The sequence below is a fragment of the Cytophagaceae bacterium genome (assembly GCA_016722655.1).
In the GTDB taxonomy this organism is placed as follows: domain Bacteria; phylum Bacteroidota; class Bacteroidia; order Cytophagales; family Spirosomataceae; genus Leadbetterella.
In genome coordinates this window covers 2,391,440-2,412,538 of sequence record JADKIR010000004.1, presented here as the reverse complement: position 1 = coordinate 2,412,538, position 21,099 = coordinate 2,391,440, and the positions used below count along the sequence as shown (strand labels likewise).

Below are 21,099 nucleotides of genomic sequence, written 5' to 3'. Positions count from 1 at the left end.
ATTATTTTGTGTTTGAAATTAAATCACATAAAATTTTCTCTGATTCATTGAGATAAACATCATCATCATCAGAACTACTGTTTGATTTACTTATTTTCTTAACAGCTTTTCGGTTCTTTTCCGAGTCCTCTTTCTCTTTTTTACGTATTTCATAATTCAAAGAATATTCATTTTTTTCCTTCAGAATTTTGTATTCATCCAAATCAGAAACTAAATCTTTCAGATCCTGATCTGATTTAAGTCTTGACTGGAATTTTGAATTAAGTTTATTAATTAATTTATCGTTAATATTTCCTTGCTTTTCAAATTCTGCCAATTCAACCTGGTCATAAGGTAGGGCGGTAGGTTGTGAACTCTCCCCCATTTCGTCAGGGTCAAAAGGCGATGGTAAAGCAATGTCAGGTTCTACTCCCTTTAATTGGGTACTATTTCCTGTAATTCTGTAAAACTTCTCGGTAGTAAGTTTTAATTGTCCATACCTTTCTTTGTTTTCAAAACCAACACCCATGGCCACATTGCCATTCCCTGCTACAGACCCTCTATTGTTATTTCGGGAAGCATTTCGAGGGGAATTCAGAAACTGATCCAGATCAACCAATTGCTGCACGGTACCTTTTCCATAAGACCTCTCCCCTACGATAATTCCTCTTTTATAATCCTGAATAGCTCCTGCAAAAATCTCTGAAGCCGAAGCGGAAAATCTGTTTTGCAATATCATTAGTGGACCACTGTAAACCAACTCTTTATCTGTATCGTATTCAACATCGACTTTCTGACGAGAACTACGACGCTGAACCACAGGACCTTCAGATATAAACAGCCCGGAGAGATTAATGGCTTCTGTCAATGAGCCACCACCATTATTACGTAAATCAATCAAAACACCATCAACACCTTTTTCTTTAAATTCAAGTAGAAACTTCTTTACGTCTTTGGTTGTAGATTGGAAATCACCTCCTTTTCGGGCGTCTTCAAAATCGCGGTAAAACATGGGGATTTCTATCATTCCGATTTTGAAATCTTTTTTATCATGTTTAACATCGATAATTTTGGACTGTGCAACTGCTTCTTCAAGTTTGATTTTCTCTCTTTCAAGTCTCAAAATCCGCGGCTCAGAACCTGCCGGTGCATCAGAGGCGAGTAATTTCAACCTTACAATTGTTCCTTTTTTCCCTCTGATAAGTTTTACGGCGTCGTCGGTCAACCAACCAATAATATCCTGATAATCACCGTCATCACCTTGGGCAACGGCAACAATATAGTCGTTTTTATTTCCTTGACCGCTTTTAAACAAAGGACCACCGGGAATAATCTCTTTGATCATGACATAATCACCTTCATTCTGAAGTGTAGCTCCTATTCCTTCCAAAGACTGACTCATTTCAATATTAAACTGAGCGGCAGTACTGGGAATCATGTAGGAGGTATGAGGGTCAATGGTTTCTGTAAAAGAATTGACAAATGTTTGGAAAACATCTTCAGATCTCCATTTCAAGACTCTGGTCTCATACATGTCGTAGCGTTTATTCATTGTGGCTACAATTGCACTGTCGGTACTTCCGCCCAATTTGAGACTAAGTGCCTGACTCAGGATGATTTTATCCCATACTTTGTCAAGCTCGGCTTCAGATTTAGCCCAGGGAGATTTAGATCTGTTTACTTCATAAGTATCATTTGTAGTAAAATCCAAAGGTTTACTTAAAAGGTTTTTAATATAAGCATGTCTTTCTTTGTACTTTTTTCTATAAAGATTAAATACTTCGAAAGGTGCATCTACATCACCTGAAAGTAATGCCTCATCAATTTTGTACTGATACTTTTCAAAATCTTTGATTTCTTCAGCCGTAAAATAAGCCCTGGAGCCATCCACATTGTCGATAAAACTCTTCCATACTTTTGCAGACAGAGAATCGTCAATCGAAAACTTACTGTAGTGGTAATTATTTAGGAATTGAGTTACAAAAGCCTGCACTTTTGTCTGGGATGCTGTTGGCTCTAAATCGGCATAACTGTATTTTGGAGCTTCGGTTTGGGCAATTGATACCAAAACCGACAATGTTCCAAGCCAGGTCAAAAATGTCTTTTTCATAATTTGTATTTCGCTATAAAATTGCTTTATTTAACAATTTCAATCAATTCCACATCAAATATCAAAACCTGATTTGGGCCGATTGAAGGAGGTGCCTGCTGACCATAAGCAAGATCAGATGGAATGTAAAGTGTCCATTTTGACCCAACACTCATCAGCTGCAATGCCTCAACCCACCCTTTTATCACCTGAGTTACCCCAAATGTGGCCGGCTCGCCTCTGTTTACTGAACTATCAAAAACTGTACCGTCAATGAGTGTTCCGTGATAATGTACCTTAACTCTGTCAGATGCTGCCGGCTTGGGGCCTTCAGCCATTTTTAAAATTTTGTATTGAAGTCCACTATTTAACGTAGTTACTCCTGGTTTTGATTTATTTTGAGATAAAAAAGTTTCTCCCTTAGCCTTATTTTCATTACCCACCTTATCACTTTCTCTCTGAAAATAGGATTGAATAAAGGCACTCGAAGACTCTGAAGTCATCACAGATTTATTATTTGCGATGGCATCTTTAATCGCTCTCGCTAAAATATCAGGATTAACGTCGAGTTTTTGATTTCTAATATTATCGCCTACATTGATCCCGATGGCATAACTTAGTGAATCAAGAGCAGTTTTTAAGGATTGAGCCTGAGTTTTGCTGAATGTGATAACTGAAACAAAAAGAATTACAAATACTTTTTTTGAGGATAATTTCATTTTTTATATTATAAGTTTTACAAAAATATTTCTCTAAATACGTTAGAATGACAAAAAAACGTAATAAATTTAACATTTTTAACATAAAGATTAACAAATTTTACCGTTAATAGTTTGTGGTATAATTTTTGAAAATCTATTGTTGAGTAATTTAATCAATAAAAAAATGTCTTTTCTTAATAAAATCAAAAGCTCTGTTAAATCAGCATTTAACACTTTTAAAAAACCATATCATTCTTCTACACTTTCTTTCAGAGGTTTTTTGCATGCTTTAGCTATAGCAACAATTATTTTTTTGCTGTTATATTTAGTTAAGCCATTTGGCTTAAGTTTTCTAGAAACCGAACAAAGGAATATGGCAATTTCCATTTCAGGCTTGATTGCTCTGGGAGCTATGCTGCTTTGTGAGTTTGTGTTGCCTTTACTGGCAAAAGAATATTTTGATGAACATCATTGGACCGGCTCGAAACAATTAGTACAGTCTTTATTAATGTCGTTTTTGATTATCGCCGGTTTGGGAATCTATTGGAATACTATTCCGTTATCAGGTTTTTCATTTCCGGTTGACAGCATATTGTATTTTGTATATTCTATAATTCCGATTATTATTTTTATTTATTTACAGGAAAATATTCATACCAACAAATTCACCAAAAAGGCTGAAAACCTCAATTATGAATTGGCTTCTAAGAATATTATTAACTCAGAAAATCCGTTAAAAATATTGGTTTTTCTGGGTCATGGGGAAAAACTAAGTTTAATCCCAAATCAATTGATTTATGCTAAAATAAGTGAAAACAGCACGGAGTTTTATTATCAAAACCCATTAGGTATTGATAAATCTATCATCAATATTACAGAAAAAGAGGTGAGGGAAGAATTGGGTCATCATCCCCAATTTATAAAATTTCACAAAAACATTGTGCTAAATGCCAATGCAATTATGAAAGTAACCGGAAATGCCCGTGGTTATGAAATTGCGATTGCTAAAGTAAACGAACTGGTAAAGGTTTCGAACCGATACCGTAAAAACCTGGAAAATATTTGATTGACTCCAATGGTCCAAACCGTAATTTTCTCTTGAAAATTTACGGTTTGATTTATTCTAAAAACCTTTCATCCAGGTCTTTTGATATTTCATTACCATTTCAATCACTTCTCTTACTGCTCCTTTTCCTCCTGATTTTTCACAAATAAAATCGGCAAAGTCAAGAACTTCTTGTGAAGAGTCCTGTGGACAACAAGAAAATATTTTAAATTTTTGCATCAAAAGCAGATCTGGAATATCATCACCAATATACAACACCTCATCTTCTTTTAATTTGTTATCAGACAAGTATTTTTCAAAAATTATGGGTTTCTGGTCGGTTCCAACAGCCAGAAAAACGTCGTTGATTCCCAAGCCCTGAAGTCTTTTTTTTATACTTTCCTGTTTTCCTCCTGAAATAACAGCCATTTTATATCCCTGGTTGGCAGCCATTTGAACAGCATAACCATCTCTTACACTAAAAATGCGTTGTATATCATTTTCACCAACGAGAATAGTCCCATCGGTAAAAACGCCATCCACGTCAAAAACGAAGGTTGTAATCCTACTTAATTTTTCTTTAATTCTAATTTCCATTTTCTATATTCAAAAAAGCTCTTAATCCTCTGGAAGATTATTGAAGACATTTCAATAAAAACAAAAAACGAGGGTTTCCCCTCGTTTTCCAAATTTATTTTCTAAAATTTCAGGCTTTACCTTTGTTTAGTTCTTCCTGCCATTTTTTCAGTTCATCCCATTTGCCGTCACGGGCCATAGCCGACTGCTGAGGCCATGTAGCAGGGTCATGCATCTGGAATCTTGGACCAGCAGCATCGAGAATTTCTTTTATTTTTTCAACGGGAGTTTCAGCCAATTCTGCAAAAGTATAAATACCCGCATTGTGACATAACTCTTCAATTTTTGGTCCGATACCTTCCACTACTTTCAAATCGTCTTTTTTTGTACTTTTTGCTTTGGGAGCAATTGAGGCAGCAGCCACGCCGGCAGCCACGCCCGCAGCACCTGAAATACCGGCATCTGCAGATACCTTTGGAGCTTCTACTGAAACTTTTGCTTTACGACAAGCCTCCAATTCTCCTTCAAGAAAATTAATCCTATCCTGCAATTCAGCAGCATGAGACTTCAATCTTCCGCCAATAAGGCTGGAAAGTAACCACCACAATAATAGCCCAAGGCCAAGTAAGAACAAGAACAGATCCCAAGGGAAGTTTTTTAATAAACAGAGTATATTTTCCATTTTTAATATCTTTTTAAGTGTTTTATTTTAATAATCTGATTGAAACGCGTCTATTTTTAGCTTTATTTTCTGGAGTATCATTGGCAACAATTGGCTCTGTCTCCCCTTTACCATCCACAATAAGTGCATCGGCAGAGAATCCTTCTTTTGACAGAATTGTTTTAACCAAATTGGCTCTCTTTTCTGACAAAGCCAGATTGGAGGCATCGTCGCCATCACTATCGGTATGGCCGGTTACGCTCAGTTTTTCAGCCGGATTTTTTGCCAGATATGCTTTGGCAGTAGCTAACCAGGCTTCAATTTCAGCACTTCTGTTAATAGAAGATTTACCTGAATCAAAATAAACATCTAAAGGTTCAAATAGAACACTTTCTTCAGGAGTCATAGCAACTTGTGCAGTATCGGCTTGCAAACTATCTGCTGCAGGAGCTGCAGAAATAACCTGCTCAGCAGGAATCGAATCACCAGTACCACAATGTGGTTGGCGGTAACAATTCCAAAACCAACTGTAAAGCAATGACCCCAGAAAGATTAATAGTGGTATCAAGAATCTGTTCATGATATAGAAAGGGGTTAAAAATTGAAAAAGATTTTTGGACTACAATTTAATACAAAATTCACAATCCCAATTAATTAGACATTTTTTTTTCAAAAAAGTAACAAAAAAAAATTGGAATCAATAAAAAAGGAGAACCCCTTCAGATTCTCCTCAATTATTTATATATCAACCTAAGTTTACCGGTTCATGGTCATCAAGAATTCCTGATTGTTCCGTGTTCCTTTCATTTTGGCAAGTAAAAACTCCATAGTTTCCATAGGATTCATATCCGCCATATACTTTCTGAGCAACCATACCCTTTGCAACTCGTCTTTGTCCATTAATAGGTCTTCACGACGTGTACCTGAGGCAAGAATATCTATTGATGGGAACACCCGCTTGTTGGCCAAACGACGATCCAGCTGCAATTCCATGTTACCGGTACCTTTAAATTCTTCAAAGATAACCTCATCCATTTTTGAACCGGTATCTATCAAAGCAGTAGCTACAATCGTAAGTGAACCACCATTTTCTATCTTACGGGCTGCACCAAAGAATCTTTTAGGTTTATGCAATGCATTGGCATCCACACCACCTGAGAGAATTTTACCTGAAGATGGCATCACCGTATTGTAGGCACGAGCCAAACGTGTAATTGAGTCAAGCAAAATCACTACATCATGGCCTGATTCAACCAATCTTTTGGCCTTTTCAAGTACCATTCCTGATACTTTTACGTGCTTATCGGCAGTTTCGTCAAAAGTTGATGAAATAACCTCTGCCCTTACACTTCGTTGCATATCTGTAACCTCCTCGGGTCTTTCGTCAATCAGAAGTATAATCAAATATATCTCGGGGTGATTAATCGTAATAGCATTTGCTATCTCTTTCAGTAATACAGTTTTACCTGTTTTAGGCTGAGCCACAATCATTCCCCGCTGTCCTTTTCCAATGGGCGAAAACAAATCCAACACCCGGGTTGACATAATGTCAGGTCGGGTACTTAAACTGATTTTATCCTGTGGAAATAGTGGAGTGAGGTATTCAAATGGAATCCTGTCTCTGATTTCTTCAGTAGTTTTCCCATTAACTGAGATTACTTTTAATAAAGCGAAATACTTCTCGCCGTCTTTTGGCGGTCTTACCGAACCCTTAATGGTATCTCCGGTTTTAAGGCCAAAAAGTTTGATTTGAGATGGGGAAACATATATATCATCGGGACTGGCCAGGTAGTTGTAATCTGCCGAACGAAGAAAACCGTAGCTTCCCTCACTCATGATTTCAAGAACACCGGTATTTTCAATCAATCCGTCAAATTCTTTTACCAAAGTATTGAATTGCTTCCTGATTGAGCGTGCATAGTCTTCTTTTCTTTTGGCCTCCTGTCTTTGTTCTTTGCTGATTTCATCATCAGGCAATAAACCCAGGTCTTCATCAGTGATATCCGGAATATCTACTTCTATATCAGAAAGGTCAATTTCATCAGAAATAGAAACCTGAGGGGTTTCTTCTTCCTCATTATTTTCCTGAAATATCTCATCATCTTCATTTACTAAAGCATTTGGATATTTTTCGGCTTTCTTTTTAGGCTCAATAGTGGTTGCATGAGTGGTAAACAAACCAGGAGTCATGGTATCCTCTGAAACAATGCGGGTAATCCGTTTTCTTTGTCTGGGACTTGATTCCTGTGAAGCTGACTCTTCCTCCGGTTTAACAGTTTGAGGAGCTTCAGCAGCTGGTTCCTGAGTGATTACTGGAGCTGGAGTTTCTACCACCGGTTCAGAAACCTGAACAACTACCTCTGGAGTTTTTTCTGGCTCAGGAGCAGCAGTTTTTGAAATCCTTGATTTAGTTGCTTTGACTTCAGTTGACTTCACTGCAGCGGCTTTGGGCTCACTTTTTACAGTATTCTCCTGATTTTTGGGCTGTTTGTCAATAATCGTTTGTATGATTTCTTTTTTTGAAGCACTCCTGTCATAATCTATATTCAGATCAGCACAAATACTTTTAAGTTCAGACAGAAGTTTGGTCTTCAGGTCGTCTTGTTGATACATATAATATGTTGTTTAAGAAAACAAAACAGAGGGTTTGTAAAACAAATGATTGAAAAAATCTAAAACAGATGATTTGCGTTTTTGAAATTACTAATCGGAGAGTTTCCTGAGGTAATTCTATAATTTGTATGCAATTTTAGTACAAAAAATGTCTTTATACAAAAAAAAAACAAAAAATGATTATAAATAACCTTTAAAAACAAATTTTGCCGGCCCAATCAGATGAATATTAGAAAAATCTGACAAATTTGATTTATTAAAACTAACTTTCAGCTGGCCTCCCAAAGTGTTAATATTTACGATTTCGGAAGTACTTTTGACAAAATGAGAAACAATTGCTGCGGCAGTCACTCCGGTACCACAAGAATATGTTTCATCTTCAACTCCCCGCTCGTAAGTTCTGACTTTAATTTGGTCAGGATTTGAAATTTCCGTAAAATTCACATTTACTCCTCCTCTGGCTATCCATTTTTCAGAATATCTTATCGCCGAACCCACAGTTTTAACATCAATTTTTTCGATATTTTCTACAAAAACAATCAAATGGGGTGAACCTGTATTAAGAAAATAACCTTCCTCCTCATCTGTAATAATTGAAACATCAATCATTTTGAGCGATACCAACCCATCATGAATTGCTGAATCATGAGGGCCATCGACTGCAATAAAAGTTGTTTTTTCTTCAAAAATTCCCAAATCTGATGCAAACTGTACGGCACATCGGCCGCCGTTGCCACACATAGAGCCTTCCCGGCCATCGGAATTATAATATTTCATTCTGAAATCATATCCTACAGCATTTTCTATCATTATGAGACCATCGGCACCTACACCAAACCTTCGATGACAGGCTTGTTCAATTTCCTGTGTAGAAAGGCTGACTTTTGATTGGCGATTGTCAATCATTATAAAGTCATTTCCGGTTCCATGATATTTAAAAAATTCGGTCATTTCAGAAATTTTATTTATAAAAAAAAAGTCACCTCAGAGAGATGACGTTTTTGTACAAATTATGAAAAAGCTATTACTTAAAATCTTAATTTGTCAGTGAAGACAAAATTATTTTTTTAATTCTTTGATTCTTGCGGCTTTACCGTGCTTACCTCTCAGGTAATACAATTTAGCTCTGCGTACTTTACCTCTTCTGATCACTTCGATTTTGTCAATTGAAGGAGACAAAACAGGGAAAATTCTCTCAACACCTACACCGTTAGAAATTTTCCTTACGGTGAAAGATTCTCCAGTGGTGCCATAGTTTTTACGTTGTATAACTACACCTTGGTAAAGCTGAATACGCTCTTTGTTACCTTCAATAATCTTTACGTAAACGTTTACTGTGTCACCAGCCTTAAAATCAGGAACTCCGGCTTTTGTGGCCAAAAATTCTGACTCTACAAATTTAATTAAATCCATTTTATTTTAATAAAAAAATTAACAAAAATTTACAGGTGCAAAGAGGCTTCTTTCAGGCAAAAGAGGCATTTACTGAAAATGAGGTGCAAATATAATAAACATTAAGCTATAAATCAAAGAGTTCTAAAAAAAATCTGACAGACCATTTTGTAGCCTTTAAGATGCTTTAAGCCTGAGTTATCACTAACTCACTTTTTTTGTATTTTGAAGACTCTAATTTGTCAGCAGTTAAAACCCTGATTTCATTGGCCAGAGCATTGATTAGGCGTAATTTGGCAAAAGGTCGGAAATATACCAAACTCACTTCCCGAACCGGAATTGGCGAAGAAAACGGGCTTATTTTCTTTTGTTGGTCTGAATTCATTTTTTTTACATATAATTCCGGCAATAAGGTGAGCCCACCATAACTATCGACCATATTTAGCAAAGTATCAAAAGTATTGGCTTCAAATTTTAATTGCCCAGGAGTGTGATCACTACTCTTCAAGGAACAAAACTGCAAAACCTGGTCTCGCAGACAATGCCCTTCTTCGAGTAACCAAAGATTATTTCGGTTGATTTCCTCGGGAATCAGATATTTTTTGGAAGTGTCAAGATTCCCGTAAACCATCAGCATTTCATAATACAATATTTCTTCCTCCAAGTCGGTGTTGGAAATAGGGGTGGAAAGTATTCCGGCATCTATGTCACCATTTTTTAAGAGTCTTACAATATTGGAAGTGGTAAGCTCCGAAATCTCTAGTTGAAGTTCGGGGAATTTTTCCAGTACAGGCTTAATCACAATGGGCAATAATGAACTCGCCACAGTAGGAATTACTCCTACCCTCAATTTTCCCTCAATTTTATTGAAAGCAGATTTCGAAACAGTTTTAAGTTGTTGGGCATGAAAAAGCACTTTTTTAGCTTCCACTATAATATCTGATCCACATTCAGTAGTCATAATTGGATTGGACTTTCTATCAAAAATCGAAATACCCAATTCTTCCTCCAATTTTTTGACCATCGCACTTAATGTGGCCTGAGTTACGTTGCAAAATTCTGCTGCACGGCTGAAATTTTTTAACTGATTGACGGCGATTATGTATTCTAATTGTTGAAAATTCATAACTATAGATAAAAACTATAGCAAATATAGAATCTTTCAGTTTTATCTATCGTAAATTAGAGATTAATTTTGAAGAAATTTTTAGAACAAAAGATAATTTAAACATAAGTAAAAATGGAAAATGTAACAGAAAAAACATTCTCAATGCCAAGAATCGGCGATAAAGCACCTGCTTTCAAAGCGATAACTACACAAGGTGATATTAATTTCCCACAGGATTACGAAGGAAAATGGACGATATTTTTCAGTCATCCTGCTGATTTTACACCAGTCTGTACTTCAGAATTTATGACTTTTGCGAGTATGGAACAGCAATTTAATGACGCTAATTGTGAATTACTAGGCCTTTCAGTGGATGGACTTTACAGCCACATTGCATGGTTAAGAACTATCAAAGACAAAATAGAGTACAACGGAATGAAGAATGTAGAGGTTAAGTTCCCGTTGATTGAAGACATCACGATGGAGATTTCAAAAAAATACGGAATGATACAGGACGGAGAAAGCAGTACCAAGGCCGTCAGAGCTGTATTTTTTGTTGATCCTAAAGGGATTATCAGAACTATTATTTACTACCCGTTGAGCCTCGGACGTAACTTTCAGGAACTTTACAGAGTATTGATTGGCTTGCAGACAGCTGACAATTTCAGCATTGCAACGCCAGCCGATTGGCAGCCAGGTGACAGGGTTATTGTACCAACAGCAGGTTCGTGCGGAGTAGCTAAAAAACGTATGGATGGTGAGGAAGAAGGAATTGAATGTTACGACTGGTTCTTCTGTACCAAACCTATCAGCAAAGAAGACGTAATGAATAGTATTTTAAAATAATTGATATTTTCAGGTTGGTTGGAATCAAAAACGGGTAAAATTTTGCCCGTTTTTTTCACAAAACCATTTCCTTAAATATTTTGTCAAAAGTGTTCTCAATATTTGAAGAGAAACCGGGATGTACTTCTGATGTCTGAATAATAGTACTTCGTTTGGCGGTTAACCATCTGAATCTCGACGGGGCATCTTGCTGACCTATCACACCAGAATCAGGGGTAGCATTACAAATTTTTTCAAATGCAAAAATATGGTTTCCAAGCTCTTCAAAATCAATTGCGGGAAACAGGCAGTTGATTTTTTGGCTGTCTAAATGGGTTTTTATAAAAACTTTTTTTAGATTTTTGCAATACAAAACCAGACCAATATTGAGATATTCGCCCCGCTCCACTCTGGGTACGAGCCTTATTACCGCATATTCAAACCAGTTTTTCTCTTGCATTTTCGGCTTCAGAAATAAACTTTGAGGAATTTTTCAAACGTAATTTCAGGAAATCCCTGTATAGATTTCTACTGATTCCGGGATCAGAAGATATCCAGACTTCCGGAATTAAATCCACGATTTTATCAATAAACTCAGGAGTAAACTTTTGGAGAATTGCATCATTGACTTCATTTAAAGAGGCACTTTTCTGCAATAAAACATGATCCTTTATCTGCTGAAAAGGCTTTGATGCCTGTTCCTCCCAATTTTCGGGATTATGATGAAAATATAAAGAAGCTCCATGATCAATCACCCACAGTTCTTTGTGCCATATGAGCATGTTGGTGTTTCGGGCTGTGCGATCGATATTCATCAAAAAAGCATCGAGCCAAACGATTTTTGCGGCCAGAAATGCGTCAATATCATTTACAACTGCATCAAAAGTGATAGAACCTGATAAATAATGCAATCCCAAATTAAGTCCGGTACTGAATTGTAGTAAATCCTGAATTTCCTCATCGGGTTCGGTACGTCCAAAACCTTCAGCCAACTCGGCAAAAACCACTTCCGGCACTTTTAAGCCGATTGCTCTAGCCAATTCGGCACCAATAAAGTCGGCAATAAGGGCTTTCGCACCTTGTCCGGCACCTTTAAATTTCAAGACATACAAAAAACCATCGTCGGCCTCCACAATTGCCGGTAAAGAACCGCCTTCACGAAGCGGATTGATGTAACGGGTAATATTTACAGTCCTGATTAGTGGCATTTATGCTTTAACTTTTCCCCAACCCAGGGTATTAATCATCCAATTGGGCAGTGGTTTTTTGTTTCCACGTTTTTTGAGGTCTATAAACCATCCGATTTTTTTCAAAACCGGCACTTTATGGGTTTCTACAAATTCTATCAAAGTACCATCCGGATCTTCGATGTAAGTAAAACGACCGGCAGCATCACCCATATCAAAGGAATTGGCACTATCTACCGTAAATGGAAAACCTTTCGAGGCTAAGTTTTCACCCAATTTATCCATATCAAGGGCATCGAAACACAAATGGATAAATCCTAGATCTCCCCATGAACGGCCTTGCATAATGGTTTTTACAGGTTTGTCAAGTGCCTGAACCAACTCCACTTCGATATTTCCAAACAACCTTGAAAAAGCACCCACGGGTTCATGCGTTTTTTTCAAAAGCACTTTTCTAAATTGTCCTTCTCCTCCACTCAAACCCGCCAAATCATCAAATTTTCCGGTTTTATCATAAACCACTTTCAATCCAAGAGCATCCCGATATAGTTTAAGGGCTTTTTCCATGCCGCTCACACCGATAACCGCACCAAGAACTCCTCCCGTGTTTGAAATTGCGGGTTTGTACCATGAGTCATCTTCTACAATCTGAAGTTGATTTCTGTAGGGGTCTTTTAACCAAGCAGTCGGCTTATTTTCAGGAGTTTGATAAACCTTCAGGCCATTTTGATGTGCAAAATCACCGATATTCTGGCATTTAATTTTAACTGCAAAAATTCCCAGGTCACCTATCTGCGGCTCAAAATCGCAAGCAATAGGCAAGGGTCTTTTGGACTCCCAAATTTCGGCACCACCACCACCTGCCATATTTACTGCCAGAATCGCCCTGCGTTGGCGGATATTCCCTACGGTATATTTTACCATAAGTTTGGCTTCAGCAACATCATCAAAAACGGGCACATTTAGGCCCAGTGTGCGATTATACCATTTAAAAGCCTCACCTGCGTCAACGACACCAATCCCAACTTGCTGTATTCCGGAAATCAAATTCTGATCTGACATAATTATATTAAAATAAAAGTCCAAAATTAGAAAAATTGATAGTAAAATGGCATAAAAAGCTGGATTTTCTAAACATCAAGTTTTTCGGAAATATTTAACCAAAAAATGTAACTTTGAAATATGAAAGTATTTTCGGCAGCCCAAATCAAAGCCTGGGATCAATATACGATTAAAAATGAGCCCATAGCATCCATTGACCTGATGGAAAGGGCATCTTCTTCATTTACCAAAAGATTTTGTGAGCTTTATAATTCTGATTTCAAAGTTTTGATTTTTGCAGGCCCAGGAAATAATGGTGGAGACGGCTTGGCAATAGCAAGGATGCTTCACCAAAATGGCTATGATATTGAAACTGTGATATGTGGAGAGTCAGAAAATGGTACAGAAGATTTTAAGACCAATCTAAAAAGAGCAGAAAATCAGGGCATAAAGATTATTTCAGCTGAAGATATTGAATTCAAAAAATCAATTGAAAAGCGTGTAATCATAGATGCAATCTTTGGAAATGGGTTGAACCGAAAAATAGAAGGAATTTTCGCAGAAATAATTAATAAAATCAATGAATCAAATATTGAAGTGGTGGCCGTTGATTTTCCTTCGGGGGTATTTTGTGATTACTTAAACACCGATGACGTAAAAATAAAAGCCAAATATACACTCACTTTTCAATGCCCGAAGCCTGCGTTTTTCATGAAGGAAAATGAAGAATATCTGGGTGAATGGGAGATCTTGGATATTGGTTTGCATCCTGATTTTGAAAAAAAATCTGAAACAAATTTCTATTTCACGCTCAAAGAAGATTTCATCGAAAGACCCAGGGCAAAATTTTCGCACAAAGGCACCTACGGGCATGCATTGCTAATTGCAGGAAGCCATGGCATGATGGGAGCTGCAATTTTGGCCTCAAAAGCCTGTTTGCGTTCGGGAGTTGGGAAAGTAAGTATTTCGGCAGGAAACAAAGAAAATGACATTATACAAATTGCCATTCCGGAAGCTATTTTCCTACCCAATGATCTGGAAAAAAGTATTTCTGAAATTTGGACCGAAAAAGAACTGGAACCTTTTGATGCCATCGGAATTGGTCCCGGAATCGGACAAAAAGAAGAGAGAGTTATAGAACTGGAGGCTATACTCAAAACCAAAAAACCATTGGTGATCGATGCAGATGCAATCAATTTGCTGGCAAAAAACCGTGAATTGCTGGAAAATGTACCTGCGAATACCATTTTTACGCCTCATTTGAAAGAATTCAAAAATCTTACAGGGGAAAATCCGGAAAATAGCTTTGAAACTTTTGATTTACTCCGAAATTTCGCCTCAGAAAATCAGTGGATAATCGTATTAAAAGGGTATCATACTGCTGTCGCTTTGCCAGATGGCAGCATACATTTTAATTCTTCAGGAAACCCGGGAATGGCTACAGCAGGGTCGGGCGATGTGCTTACCGGTGTGATTTTGGCGTATCTTGCTCAGGGATTTTCACCTCAGGAGGCTGCCATCAAAGGAGTATTTGACCATGGAAAAGCGGGTGATGCAGCAGCACAAATCAGATCCTATAAAAGTCTGATAGCGAGCGATATTATTGAAAATTTAAGATAATACTTTATATTTGAAAAAAATATCTGAATGGAAGCTATAATCAACAGAATAACAATTGACCCGGAAATATGCCATGGAAAACCATGTATAAGAGGTATGCGATATCCGGTAGAAATGATATTAGAACTTTTATCTTCCGGAATGAGCAATGAGGAAATAATAAATGACTATCCTTCTATTGAAACTGAAGATATTAAAGCCTGCCTTCTTTTTGCTTCAAAACTTGCTAATGTTAAGATACTTAGTAAAGTAGCATGAAATTCCTTGTTGATGCACAATTGCCCTATGGTTTAAAGCAATTTATAGAATCAGAGGGATTTGATGCGATTCACACTAATGACCTCCCATCAAAAGAAAAAACAACCGACAAGGAAATTTTAAGGATTTCAGAATTGGAAAACAGGATTGTTATTACCAAAGATAAAGATTTTCTGGATAGTTTTATTTTAGCTAATAAACCTGAAAAACTGATAATTGTAACTTCAGGAAACAAACCCAATAAAGAACTTTTTAATGGTTTTAAATCTAATTTCAACAAAATCTGTTCACTTCTTGAAAATAACAATCTTATAGAATTTGACCTAAAACATTTACATGGTTCTTAACAAAATCCATCATATCGCTATAATTTGTTCTGATTATGAAAAGTCGAAGCAGTTTTATACAGAAATTCTAGGTTTGGAGATTATTGCGGAGGTTTTCCGAAACAGTCGTGATTCCTGGAAATGCGACCTAGCACTTAATGGTGAATATATCATCGAGTTTTTCTCCTTTCCAAATACCCCAAAACGTGTAAGTCGCCCTGAGGCTTGTGGATTAAGACATCTGGCTTTTGAAGTTAAAAATGTCGCAGAATTTCAAGACTTCTTGACCGAAAAAAGCATTTTTTCAGAGCCCATCAGAGTGGATGAATTTACCGGAAAGAAATTTACCTTTTTTAGTGACCCGGACGATTTGCCTCTGGAGGTTTATGAAAAGTAATTTTGTTCCTATTTTTGCAAAAAAATCTTTTATGCCTTATCAAAATCTTGACTCCCCTGCCCTGCTCATTTTTAAAGAAAATGTGGTTTCGAATATCGATGAAATGATCAGAATTGCCGGTGATGCTTCTAGGCTCATGCCCCACATCAAAACCAATAAAATGGAAAACGTGGTAAGGTTGATGATTGCCAAAGGTATCCGAAAATTTAAAGCCGCCACTATTGCTGAGGCTGAGCTAGCCGCTATGGCCGGTGCCGAAAAAGTTCTTATATCGCATCAGTTGGTTGGCCCAAAGCTTTTGAGATTAAAATCATTGATAGAAAAATATCCCCGGACGCATTTTGCCACTTTGGTCGATTGTGAGGTGGTATTGAATGATTTGGACAAAATTTTTAATGACAACCCCGTTTCAGTATATATTGACATCAACAACGGTATGGATCGCTCGGGTCATGAAGTAAATGCAGGATTGGAAGATTTTATAAGTAAAACATCAAAAAACAAGGGCGTAAAACTTGAAGGATTGCACATATATGACGGACATATCAGAGATGATGAATTCAGTGAAAGAAAAAACAAGATTGAAAAAGCCTTTTCGGAAATATCGGAAATTCTAAAAAATGTAAGTGAATTAAATCTGGAAATAATAGCTGGAGGTACCCCGGCATTTACGTCACATGCTTTGGAAAACTCCCGCACGCTGAGCCCCGGAACTTGTGTTTTGTGGGATTGGGGTTACGGAGACAAATTTGCAGAACAGCAATTTAAATTTGCGGCCACCATTCTTACAAGGGTAATTTCGAAACCCAAAAAAGACATTGTGACATTGGATATGGGTCATAAAGCAGTGGCTTCCGAAAATCCAATTGATAAAAGGATCAGGTTTATAAACAATCCTGACTTGAAACTGATTTCACAAAGTGAGGAGCATGGGGTATGTGAAACCGAAAACTGGGAAAACTATAAAGTAGGCCAGGAAATTATTGGAATACCCTATCATGTATGCCCTACAGTGAACCTTTACGATGAAGCGTTTGTAATAGAAAAAGGGGAATATTCAGAAACCTGGAAAATTGAAGCAAGAAAACGAAAGATAAATATATGATAGGGATTACGAAAGACAATAAGCTCAAAAAACTACTGGTGGTGGGTGATAAGGTCCTGATAAAACCTAAAAATCCAAATGAAAAAACCGGCTCAGGATTATACTTACCCCCAACGGTGACCGAAAAAGAAGATGTGCAGTCGGGTTATGTAGTAAAAGTGGGCCCCGGCTATCCCCTACCCTCATTTAATCAGGATGAAGAACCCTGGAAACAAACCGAAGAAAAAGTAAAATATATGCCGCTTCAGGCTGAGGAAGGTGATTTGGCGATTTATCTGCAAAGACATGCCATTGAAATCAGTTACGAAAATGAAAAATATGTAATTGTGCCTCAGGCATCCATTCTTTTGCTGGAAAGAGCCGAAGATTTATTTTGATTCTTTCCATAGTTTCATGGTATATTCCGACTCCTCAATCAGCAGTTTGGATGGAAAGACTCCCTCCAGGCGGTTGACAAGCTCCCCTTTTGAATCCAGAAAAATAAATGTAGGGTAGGCGTTGATTCTGTATTTTTTTACAATATTTACGCCTTCGGCATCTTCACCGTTTACTTTAAAGTTGATAAATTTTTCGTTAAAAACCTTTCCCACAGTAGAATCCGCAAAGGTGGTTTTATCCATGAGTTTACATGGACCACACCAGGTGGTGTACACATCCATAAAAACCAATTTGTTTTCTTTTTCGGCCATTTTCAAAACTTCAGCAAATGAAATTTCCTGATTTTTATTAAATTTTACATTTTGTCCGGAAACTGAATTTTTAAAACCGATAAACACAAAAAACAAGACTCCAAAAAATATTTTGTTCACTTTTAATACAATTGTTTTATTATCAAATTTTTAGAAAATCAAAATCTATTAAAAACAGTTTGTTATCAATTTTCCTAGTCAATAACCTGCTTTACTAAATATTATTACAAATCTCCCGCCAAAATTTCCAGAATTAAACCTTTTAGCAAAAAAACCATTTTTATAATTATTTGAAAAAATTAAATTACCAATCCTTTTTCAGGTAATTTTGCAAATCAACAATCAGAAAAAAACTTAGAATAATGCTGAGAGCTTATTTAGGAAATATCGGACATATATCTGTTATCATTGCGTTTATCAGTTCTGTTATTTCTACCTATTCCTATTTTTTTGCAGATAAAAACCCTCAAAACAAGACCTGGTCACAGGCTGCCAGATGGGCGTTTTATGTTCATGCATTGGCTATACTTGCGGTCGTTTTGTCTTTGTATTCAATCATTATCAATAAGTATTTCGAATACCATTACGCCTGGGACAACACCTCGCTGAGCTTGCCTTTTGGTTACGCTATTTCTACTTTTTGGCAGGATCAGGAGGGAAGTTTTCTGCTCTGGATGTTTTTTAATATGATTTTCGGATTGATTCTAATATTTTGGTTTAACAAAAAAAATAAAAAGTATTCAGAACTTGAAAATCCTGCAATGGCGGTTTTTTCGGCTGTACAGGCATTTTTGACCTCCATGATTTTGGGAACAGTACTATTTGCAGACTTCAAAATAGGAAGTACCCCTTTCCTTTTGCTAAAAGAATCTATGCCCGATTTACCGGTCTGGACCTCAAATCCGGCATTCGTCCCTAAAGACGGAAATGGTTTGAATCCATTATTGCAAAACTACTGGATGGTGATTCACCCTCCAACCTTGTTCCTGGGGTTTGCCGCCACTTTGGTACCATTTTCATTTGCGATTGCAGCATTATGGAAGAAAAACTATACCGATTGGGTAAAAATTGCACTTCCCTGGACTTTGATTGCTGGCGTAATTTTAGGAGCCGGAATTATGATGGGAGCCATCTGGGCATACGAAACGCTGAATTTTGGCGGTTACTGGAACTGGGATCCTGTCGAAAACGCCGTGTACGTGCCATGGATAGTATTGGTAGCAGCTATTCACACTTTACTTTTGGCCCATAAAAATACTACGGCATTAAAAGTTTCTTTTCTGTTGATTATCACTCAGTTCATTCTCATTTTATATTCTACATTCCTCACTCGTAGTGGAATATTGGGCAATGCCTCCGTGCATTCGTTCACCGATTTGGGCCTTTCGGGTCAGTTGTTAATTTACATGTTATTCTTTGCCATAATATCGGCTATTCTTCTCACTATCAGATGGAAACACCTTCCTGATGATAAAAAAGAAACCACCGTTTACACTACCGATTTTTGGGTATTTCTTGGAGTCACTACCCTGATTTTGGCGGCATTTCAAATTACAATTACCACTTCAATTCCTGTTTACAATAAAATAGCCGAAGTGTTTGGTGCCAATCTAAACATGGCTATGCCCACCGACCCTATAAAACATTACACTGTTTTTCAGATGTGGTTGTTTATGGGTGTAATCGTTTTGACAGGAATCGCTCAGTTTTTTTATTGGAAAAAAATCAGAGAAAAGTCCTTAAAAGCTCTGATGACTCCTGCTATAATTTCCTTGTTGATATCAGCTTTGGTAATCACTTTTACAGGAGTAAATAACTGGAAATATATCATTTTGGTGACTTTGGGAGTTTTTTCAATTGTGGCCAATGCTTCTATTCTATTCGAAATCACAAAAGGAAACTTTAAAGTAGCTGGTGGTGCTGTGACGCATATAGGTGTGGCTTTAATGGTAATCGGGATAATGTATTCTTCGGCATATGAGAAAATCATTTCACTGAATCTGGCCAACGAAAAAATATTTAAAACCGAAAAGGATAATAAAGAGAATGTGCTTTTGTATCTCAACAGACCATCCAACATGGGAGATTTTTCGCTGGAATACAAAGGGGAATTTCTGGATGTAAGAAAAGTGCCTGGTTATATCGAAAAACGGTTCATTCAGCCCATTCCGGAAAGCGGCTTTAAAGGAATTGCCAAAGCCGACATCATGGACGGTGACAAGATTTATGCTAAAAGAGGCGATACCGTGGAATATGAGGCAGAAAACACTTATTATCAGGTTCATTTTCAGAAAAATGGAAATGAATTTAATTTTTATCCACGTTACCAGATCAATGAAAAAATGGGGAATGTGGCCTCGCCCGACATCAAAAAATATTGGAACAAAGACATATATACTCATGTAAACTATGTGACCACCAATGAAGATAAAGAGTGGACCATGCCTGAGGAATTCAGGGTAGCAATTGGTGATACGTTTTTTCTTAATGATTTTGTGGCCATCCTTGATCAGGTTGCTCCTGTTAACGAGCTGGATGGAATGCCGCTGAATGAAGGCGATATTGCTGCTCAGGCCACTTTAAGAATACTTGAAAAAGACGGTGAACGATTTTTGAAGCCAATATTTGCAATAAAAAACCGGGAAGTGTGGAGTAAGCCGGTAGTTAGTAATGAATTGGGTATCAGAGCTCAACTAAGTGCAATTGACCCGGTTACAGGCAAATTTACATTTTCAGTTAGCCGTGGGGAAAAAGATTACATAGTGCTAAAAGCGATTGAAAAACCGCATATTAATCTACTTTGGCTGGGAACAGCTTTACTGGTAATAGGTATGACCATGGCTGCAACAAGAAGACTTTCAATTATAAACAGATGATCAGAAGTTGGTTAAAAATAATTCTGGCAGTTTTATTTACCTTATTGGTGGTGTTTTTTTGGGAAAAACTAAAAAATATTACCAGTTGGGGTGAAAAACATACCGAAACCTCTCACAATATCCTGATTCAGAAAATCACCACAATGGGTAACTTGGAGTTAGTGAAGTACAGTTTTAAGGATATTGTAGAGCAGAAAATCGTTCAGGACTTCCTCCCGGATCCTAAGGCTATCCTGATAGTTCAGGGTGAAGCAGTGGGATGCATTGATTTGAGAAAAATAAATGCCTCAGATATTTCCGAAAAAAATGACACTTTAATAGTGCTTTTACCCAAAGCCGAAATCTGTTATCACAAAATAGACCATTCAAAATCAAGAGTTTACGATACTGAATATGCCTTTATGAATGAAGGATTACTCCTGGATGAAGCTTACAAAAAAGCAGAAGAAAAAATTCTAAGTTCGGCTCTGGAATCAGGAATATTGGAACAAACACAAAAAAATGCAGAATTAATTTTAAAACCATTTATTGAAAATATCAGTGGGAAAAAAGTGATATTGAGATTTCAGCTAGAGGGAAATTTGCAAAAATTGAAATAGTTTTCGGGGAAA

The 21,099-nt window shown here is 37.0% G+C and carries 23 protein-coding genes; 10 read left to right on the top strand and 13 right to left on the bottom strand.

Annotation, left to right across the window (positions count from 1 at the left end; all coding sequences use genetic code 11):
* Position 1: 1 nt before the first annotated feature.
* Together IPP61_10865 and IPP61_10860 are read right to left on the bottom strand one after the other, a co-directional pair.
* Positions 2-2,089, bottom strand: coding sequence for a carboxy terminal-processing peptidase (locus tag IPP61_10865; protein MBL0325665.1), 2,088 nt, complete (start codon positions 2,087-2,089; stop codon positions 2-4).
* Positions 2,090-2,115: 26 nt separating this feature from the next.
* On the bottom strand, positions 2,116-2,787 hold the full coding sequence (locus IPP61_10860) for an FKBP-type peptidyl-prolyl cis-trans isomerase (protein MBL0325664.1): 672 nt from the start codon (positions 2,785-2,787) through the stop codon (positions 2,116-2,118).
* A 166-nt stretch (positions 2,788-2,953) separates the two neighbouring features.
* Between IPP61_10860 and IPP61_10855 the strand changes: the two genes are divergently transcribed.
* The gene (locus IPP61_10855) at positions 2,954-3,835 is read left to right on the top strand and encodes a LytTR family transcriptional regulator (GenBank protein MBL0325663.1); all 882 of its coding nucleotides are present in this window, start codon (positions 2,954-2,956) and stop codon (positions 3,833-3,835) included.
* Positions 3,836-3,892: 57 nt separating this feature from the next.
* Here IPP61_10855 and IPP61_10850 read toward each other — a convergent pair whose 3' ends face one another.
* The 7 genes from IPP61_10850 to IPP61_10820 all read right to left on the bottom strand — a co-directional run bounded on the left by IPP61_10850 (position 3,893) and on the right by IPP61_10820 (position 10,182).
* On the bottom strand, positions 3,893-4,411 hold the full coding sequence (locus IPP61_10850) for an HAD-IA family hydrolase (protein MBL0325662.1): 519 nt from the start codon (positions 4,409-4,411) through the stop codon (positions 3,893-3,895).
* Between the two features lie 109 nt (positions 4,412-4,520).
* Positions 4,521-5,072: a hypothetical protein gene (locus tag IPP61_10845; protein MBL0325661.1), complete on the bottom strand. Its 552-nt coding sequence runs from the start codon at positions 5,070-5,072 to the stop codon at positions 4,521-4,523.
* A gap of 22 nt (positions 5,073-5,094) precedes the next feature.
* Positions 5,095-5,631: an OmpA family protein gene (locus IPP61_10840; protein ID MBL0325660.1), complete on the bottom strand. Its 537-nt coding sequence runs from the start codon at positions 5,629-5,631 to the stop codon at positions 5,095-5,097.
* Between the two features lie 176 nt (positions 5,632-5,807).
* The gene (gene rho, locus IPP61_10835) at positions 5,808-7,664 is read right to left on the bottom strand and encodes a transcription termination factor Rho (protein ID MBL0325659.1); all 1,857 of its coding nucleotides are present in this window, start codon (positions 7,662-7,664) and stop codon (positions 5,808-5,810) included.
* A 180-nt stretch (positions 7,665-7,844) separates the two neighbouring features.
* Positions 7,845-8,615 carry a diaminopimelate epimerase gene (locus IPP61_10830; GenBank protein ID MBL0325658.1) on the bottom strand — a complete coding sequence of 257 codons (771 nt, stop codon included), beginning with the start codon at positions 8,613-8,615 and terminating at the stop codon, positions 7,845-7,847.
* A gap of 108 nt (positions 8,616-8,723) precedes the next feature.
* Complete coding sequence (gene rplS, locus IPP61_10825; GenBank protein ID MBL0325657.1) at positions 8,724-9,077, bottom strand: 50S ribosomal protein L19; 354 nt, start codon at positions 9,075-9,077, stop codon at positions 8,724-8,726.
* Between the two features lie 166 nt (positions 9,078-9,243).
* Positions 9,244-10,182 (bottom strand): LysR family transcriptional regulator, encoded by a 939-nt coding sequence (locus IPP61_10820; protein ID MBL0325656.1) that lies wholly within the window; start codon positions 10,180-10,182, stop codon positions 9,244-9,246.
* A 114-nt stretch (positions 10,183-10,296) separates the two neighbouring features.
* Here IPP61_10820 and IPP61_10815 point away from each other — a divergent pair, with 114 nt between their 5' ends.
* Entirely contained in the window at positions 10,297-11,010 is a 714-nt protein-coding gene (locus IPP61_10815) for a peroxiredoxin (GenBank protein MBL0325655.1), read from the top strand.
* A 55-nt stretch (positions 11,011-11,065) separates the two neighbouring features.
* On the opposite strand, the gene IPP61_10810 is transcribed toward IPP61_10815, so the two are convergent.
* Genes IPP61_10810 through IPP61_10800 form a run of 3 tightly spaced genes read right to left on the bottom strand, consistent with a single transcriptional unit; the run spans position 11,066 to position 13,238 of the window.
* Entirely contained in the window at positions 11,066-11,449 is a 384-nt protein-coding gene (locus tag IPP61_10810) for a DUF3037 domain-containing protein (protein MBL0325654.1), read from the bottom strand.
* The gene (locus IPP61_10805; GenBank protein ID MBL0325653.1) at positions 11,427-12,197 is read right to left on the bottom strand and encodes an aminotransferase class I and II; all 771 of its coding nucleotides are present in this window, start codon (positions 12,195-12,197) and stop codon (positions 11,427-11,429) included. The genes IPP61_10810 and IPP61_10805 overlap by 23 nt, the downstream gene beginning before the upstream one ends.
* Entirely contained in the window at positions 12,198-13,238 is a 1,041-nt protein-coding gene (locus IPP61_10800; GenBank protein ID MBL0325652.1) for a VOC family protein, read from the bottom strand.
* Positions 13,239-13,358: 120 nt separating this feature from the next.
* On the opposite strand from IPP61_10800, the gene IPP61_10795 reads away from it, so the two are divergent.
* The 6 genes from IPP61_10795 to IPP61_10770 are packed head-to-tail and all read left to right on the top strand — an operon-like array spanning position 13,359 to position 17,300.
* Positions 13,359-14,837, top strand: coding sequence for an NAD(P)H-hydrate dehydratase (locus tag IPP61_10795; protein MBL0325651.1), 1,479 nt, complete (start codon positions 13,359-13,361; stop codon positions 14,835-14,837).
* Positions 14,838-14,864: 27 nt separating this feature from the next.
* Positions 14,865-15,095: a DUF433 domain-containing protein gene (locus tag IPP61_10790; protein ID MBL0325650.1), complete on the top strand. Its 231-nt coding sequence runs from the start codon at positions 14,865-14,867 to the stop codon at positions 15,093-15,095.
* Positions 15,092-15,442, top strand: coding sequence for a DUF5615 family PIN-like protein (locus tag IPP61_10785; protein ID MBL0325649.1), 351 nt, complete (start codon positions 15,092-15,094; stop codon positions 15,440-15,442). The genes IPP61_10790 and IPP61_10785 overlap by 4 nt, the downstream gene beginning before the upstream one ends.
* Positions 15,432-15,818 (top strand): VOC family protein, encoded by a 387-nt coding sequence (locus IPP61_10780; protein MBL0325648.1) that lies wholly within the window; start codon positions 15,432-15,434, stop codon positions 15,816-15,818. Before IPP61_10785 ends, IPP61_10780 begins: the two co-directional genes overlap by 11 nt.
* A 31-nt stretch (positions 15,819-15,849) precedes the next feature.
* A complete protein-coding gene (locus tag IPP61_10775; protein MBL0325647.1) occupies positions 15,850-16,923 on the top strand; it encodes a D-TA family PLP-dependent enzyme in 1,074 nt (357 codons plus the stop codon).
* Positions 16,920-17,300 carry a co-chaperone GroES gene (locus IPP61_10770; GenBank protein MBL0325646.1) on the top strand — a complete coding sequence of 127 codons (381 nt, stop codon included), beginning with the start codon at positions 16,920-16,922 and terminating at the stop codon, positions 17,298-17,300. Before IPP61_10775 ends, IPP61_10770 begins: the two co-directional genes overlap by 4 nt.
* Here the strand turns inward: IPP61_10770 and IPP61_10765 are convergent.
* On the bottom strand, positions 17,292-17,732 hold the full coding sequence (locus IPP61_10765; protein ID MBL0325645.1) for a DUF255 domain-containing protein: 441 nt from the start codon (positions 17,730-17,732) through the stop codon (positions 17,292-17,294). The two genes, IPP61_10770 and IPP61_10765, sit on opposite strands and share 9 nt — an antisense overlap.
* A 242-nt stretch (positions 17,733-17,974) precedes the next feature.
* Here IPP61_10765 and ccsA point away from each other — a divergent pair, with 242 nt between their 5' ends.
* Both ccsA and IPP61_10755 read left to right on the top strand, forming a co-directional pair.
* Positions 17,975-20,488, top strand: a complete 2,514-nt coding sequence (gene ccsA / locus IPP61_10760; protein ID MBL0325644.1) for a cytochrome c biogenesis protein CcsA — start codon at positions 17,975-17,977, stop codon at positions 20,486-20,488.
* On the top strand, positions 20,485-21,087 hold the full coding sequence (locus IPP61_10755) for a DUF4230 domain-containing protein (protein ID MBL0325643.1): 603 nt from the start codon (positions 20,485-20,487) through the stop codon (positions 21,085-21,087). The genes ccsA and IPP61_10755 overlap by 4 nt, the downstream gene beginning before the upstream one ends.
* Positions 21,088-21,099: the final 12 nt, after the last annotated feature.

Coding starts and splice junctions, on each gene's coding strand:
- IPP61_10850 (MBL0325662.1), bottom strand. CDS start 4,411: ATGGAAATTAGAATTAAAGAAAAATTAAGTAGGATTACAACCTTCGTT.
- IPP61_10770 (MBL0325646.1), top strand. CDS start 16,920: ATGATAGGGATTACGAAAGACAATAAGCTCAAAAAACTACTGGTGGTG.
- IPP61_10830 (MBL0325658.1), bottom strand. CDS start 8,615: ATGACCGAATTTTTTAAATATCATGGAACCGGAAATGACTTTATAATG.
- IPP61_10795 (MBL0325651.1), top strand. CDS start 13,359: ATGAAAGTATTTTCGGCAGCCCAAATCAAAGCCTGGGATCAATATACG.
- IPP61_10815 (MBL0325655.1), top strand. CDS start 10,297: ATGGAAAATGTAACAGAAAAAACATTCTCAATGCCAAGAATCGGCGAT.
- IPP61_10800 (MBL0325652.1), bottom strand. CDS start 13,238: ATGTCAGATCAGAATTTGATTTCCGGAATACAGCAAGTTGGGATTGGT.
- IPP61_10865 (MBL0325665.1), bottom strand. CDS start 2,089: ATGAAAAAGACATTTTTGACCTGGCTTGGAACATTGTCGGTTTTGGTA.
- IPP61_10805 (MBL0325653.1), bottom strand. CDS start 12,197: ATGCCACTAATCAGGACTGTAAATATTACCCGTTACATCAATCCGCTT.
- ccsA (MBL0325644.1), top strand. CDS start 17,975: ATGCTGAGAGCTTATTTAGGAAATATCGGACATATATCTGTTATCATT.
- rplS (MBL0325657.1), bottom strand. CDS start 9,077: ATGGATTTAATTAAATTTGTAGAGTCAGAATTTTTGGCCACAAAAGCC.
- IPP61_10785 (MBL0325649.1), top strand. CDS start 15,092: ATGAAATTCCTTGTTGATGCACAATTGCCCTATGGTTTAAAGCAATTT.
- IPP61_10845 (MBL0325661.1), bottom strand. CDS start 5,072: ATGGAAAATATACTCTGTTTATTAAAAAACTTCCCTTGGGATCTGTTC.
- IPP61_10755 (MBL0325643.1), top strand. CDS start 20,485: ATGATCAGAAGTTGGTTAAAAATAATTCTGGCAGTTTTATTTACCTTA.
- IPP61_10790 (MBL0325650.1), top strand. CDS start 14,865: ATGGAAGCTATAATCAACAGAATAACAATTGACCCGGAAATATGCCAT.
- IPP61_10780 (MBL0325648.1), top strand. CDS start 15,432: ATGGTTCTTAACAAAATCCATCATATCGCTATAATTTGTTCTGATTAT.
- IPP61_10810 (MBL0325654.1), bottom strand. CDS start 11,449: ATGCAAGAGAAAAACTGGTTTGAATATGCGGTAATAAGGCTCGTACCC.
- IPP61_10820 (MBL0325656.1), bottom strand. CDS start 10,182: ATGAATTTTCAACAATTAGAATACATAATCGCCGTCAATCAGTTAAAA.
- rho (MBL0325659.1), bottom strand. CDS start 7,664: ATGTATCAACAAGACGACCTGAAGACCAAACTTCTGTCTGAACTTAAA.
- IPP61_10855 (MBL0325663.1), top strand. CDS start 2,954: ATGTCTTTTCTTAATAAAATCAAAAGCTCTGTTAAATCAGCATTTAAC.
- IPP61_10840 (MBL0325660.1), bottom strand. CDS start 5,631: ATGAACAGATTCTTGATACCACTATTAATCTTTCTGGGGTCATTGCTT.
- IPP61_10860 (MBL0325664.1), bottom strand. CDS start 2,787: ATGAAATTATCCTCAAAAAAAGTATTTGTAATTCTTTTTGTTTCAGTT.
- IPP61_10775 (MBL0325647.1), top strand. CDS start 15,850: ATGCCTTATCAAAATCTTGACTCCCCTGCCCTGCTCATTTTTAAAGAA.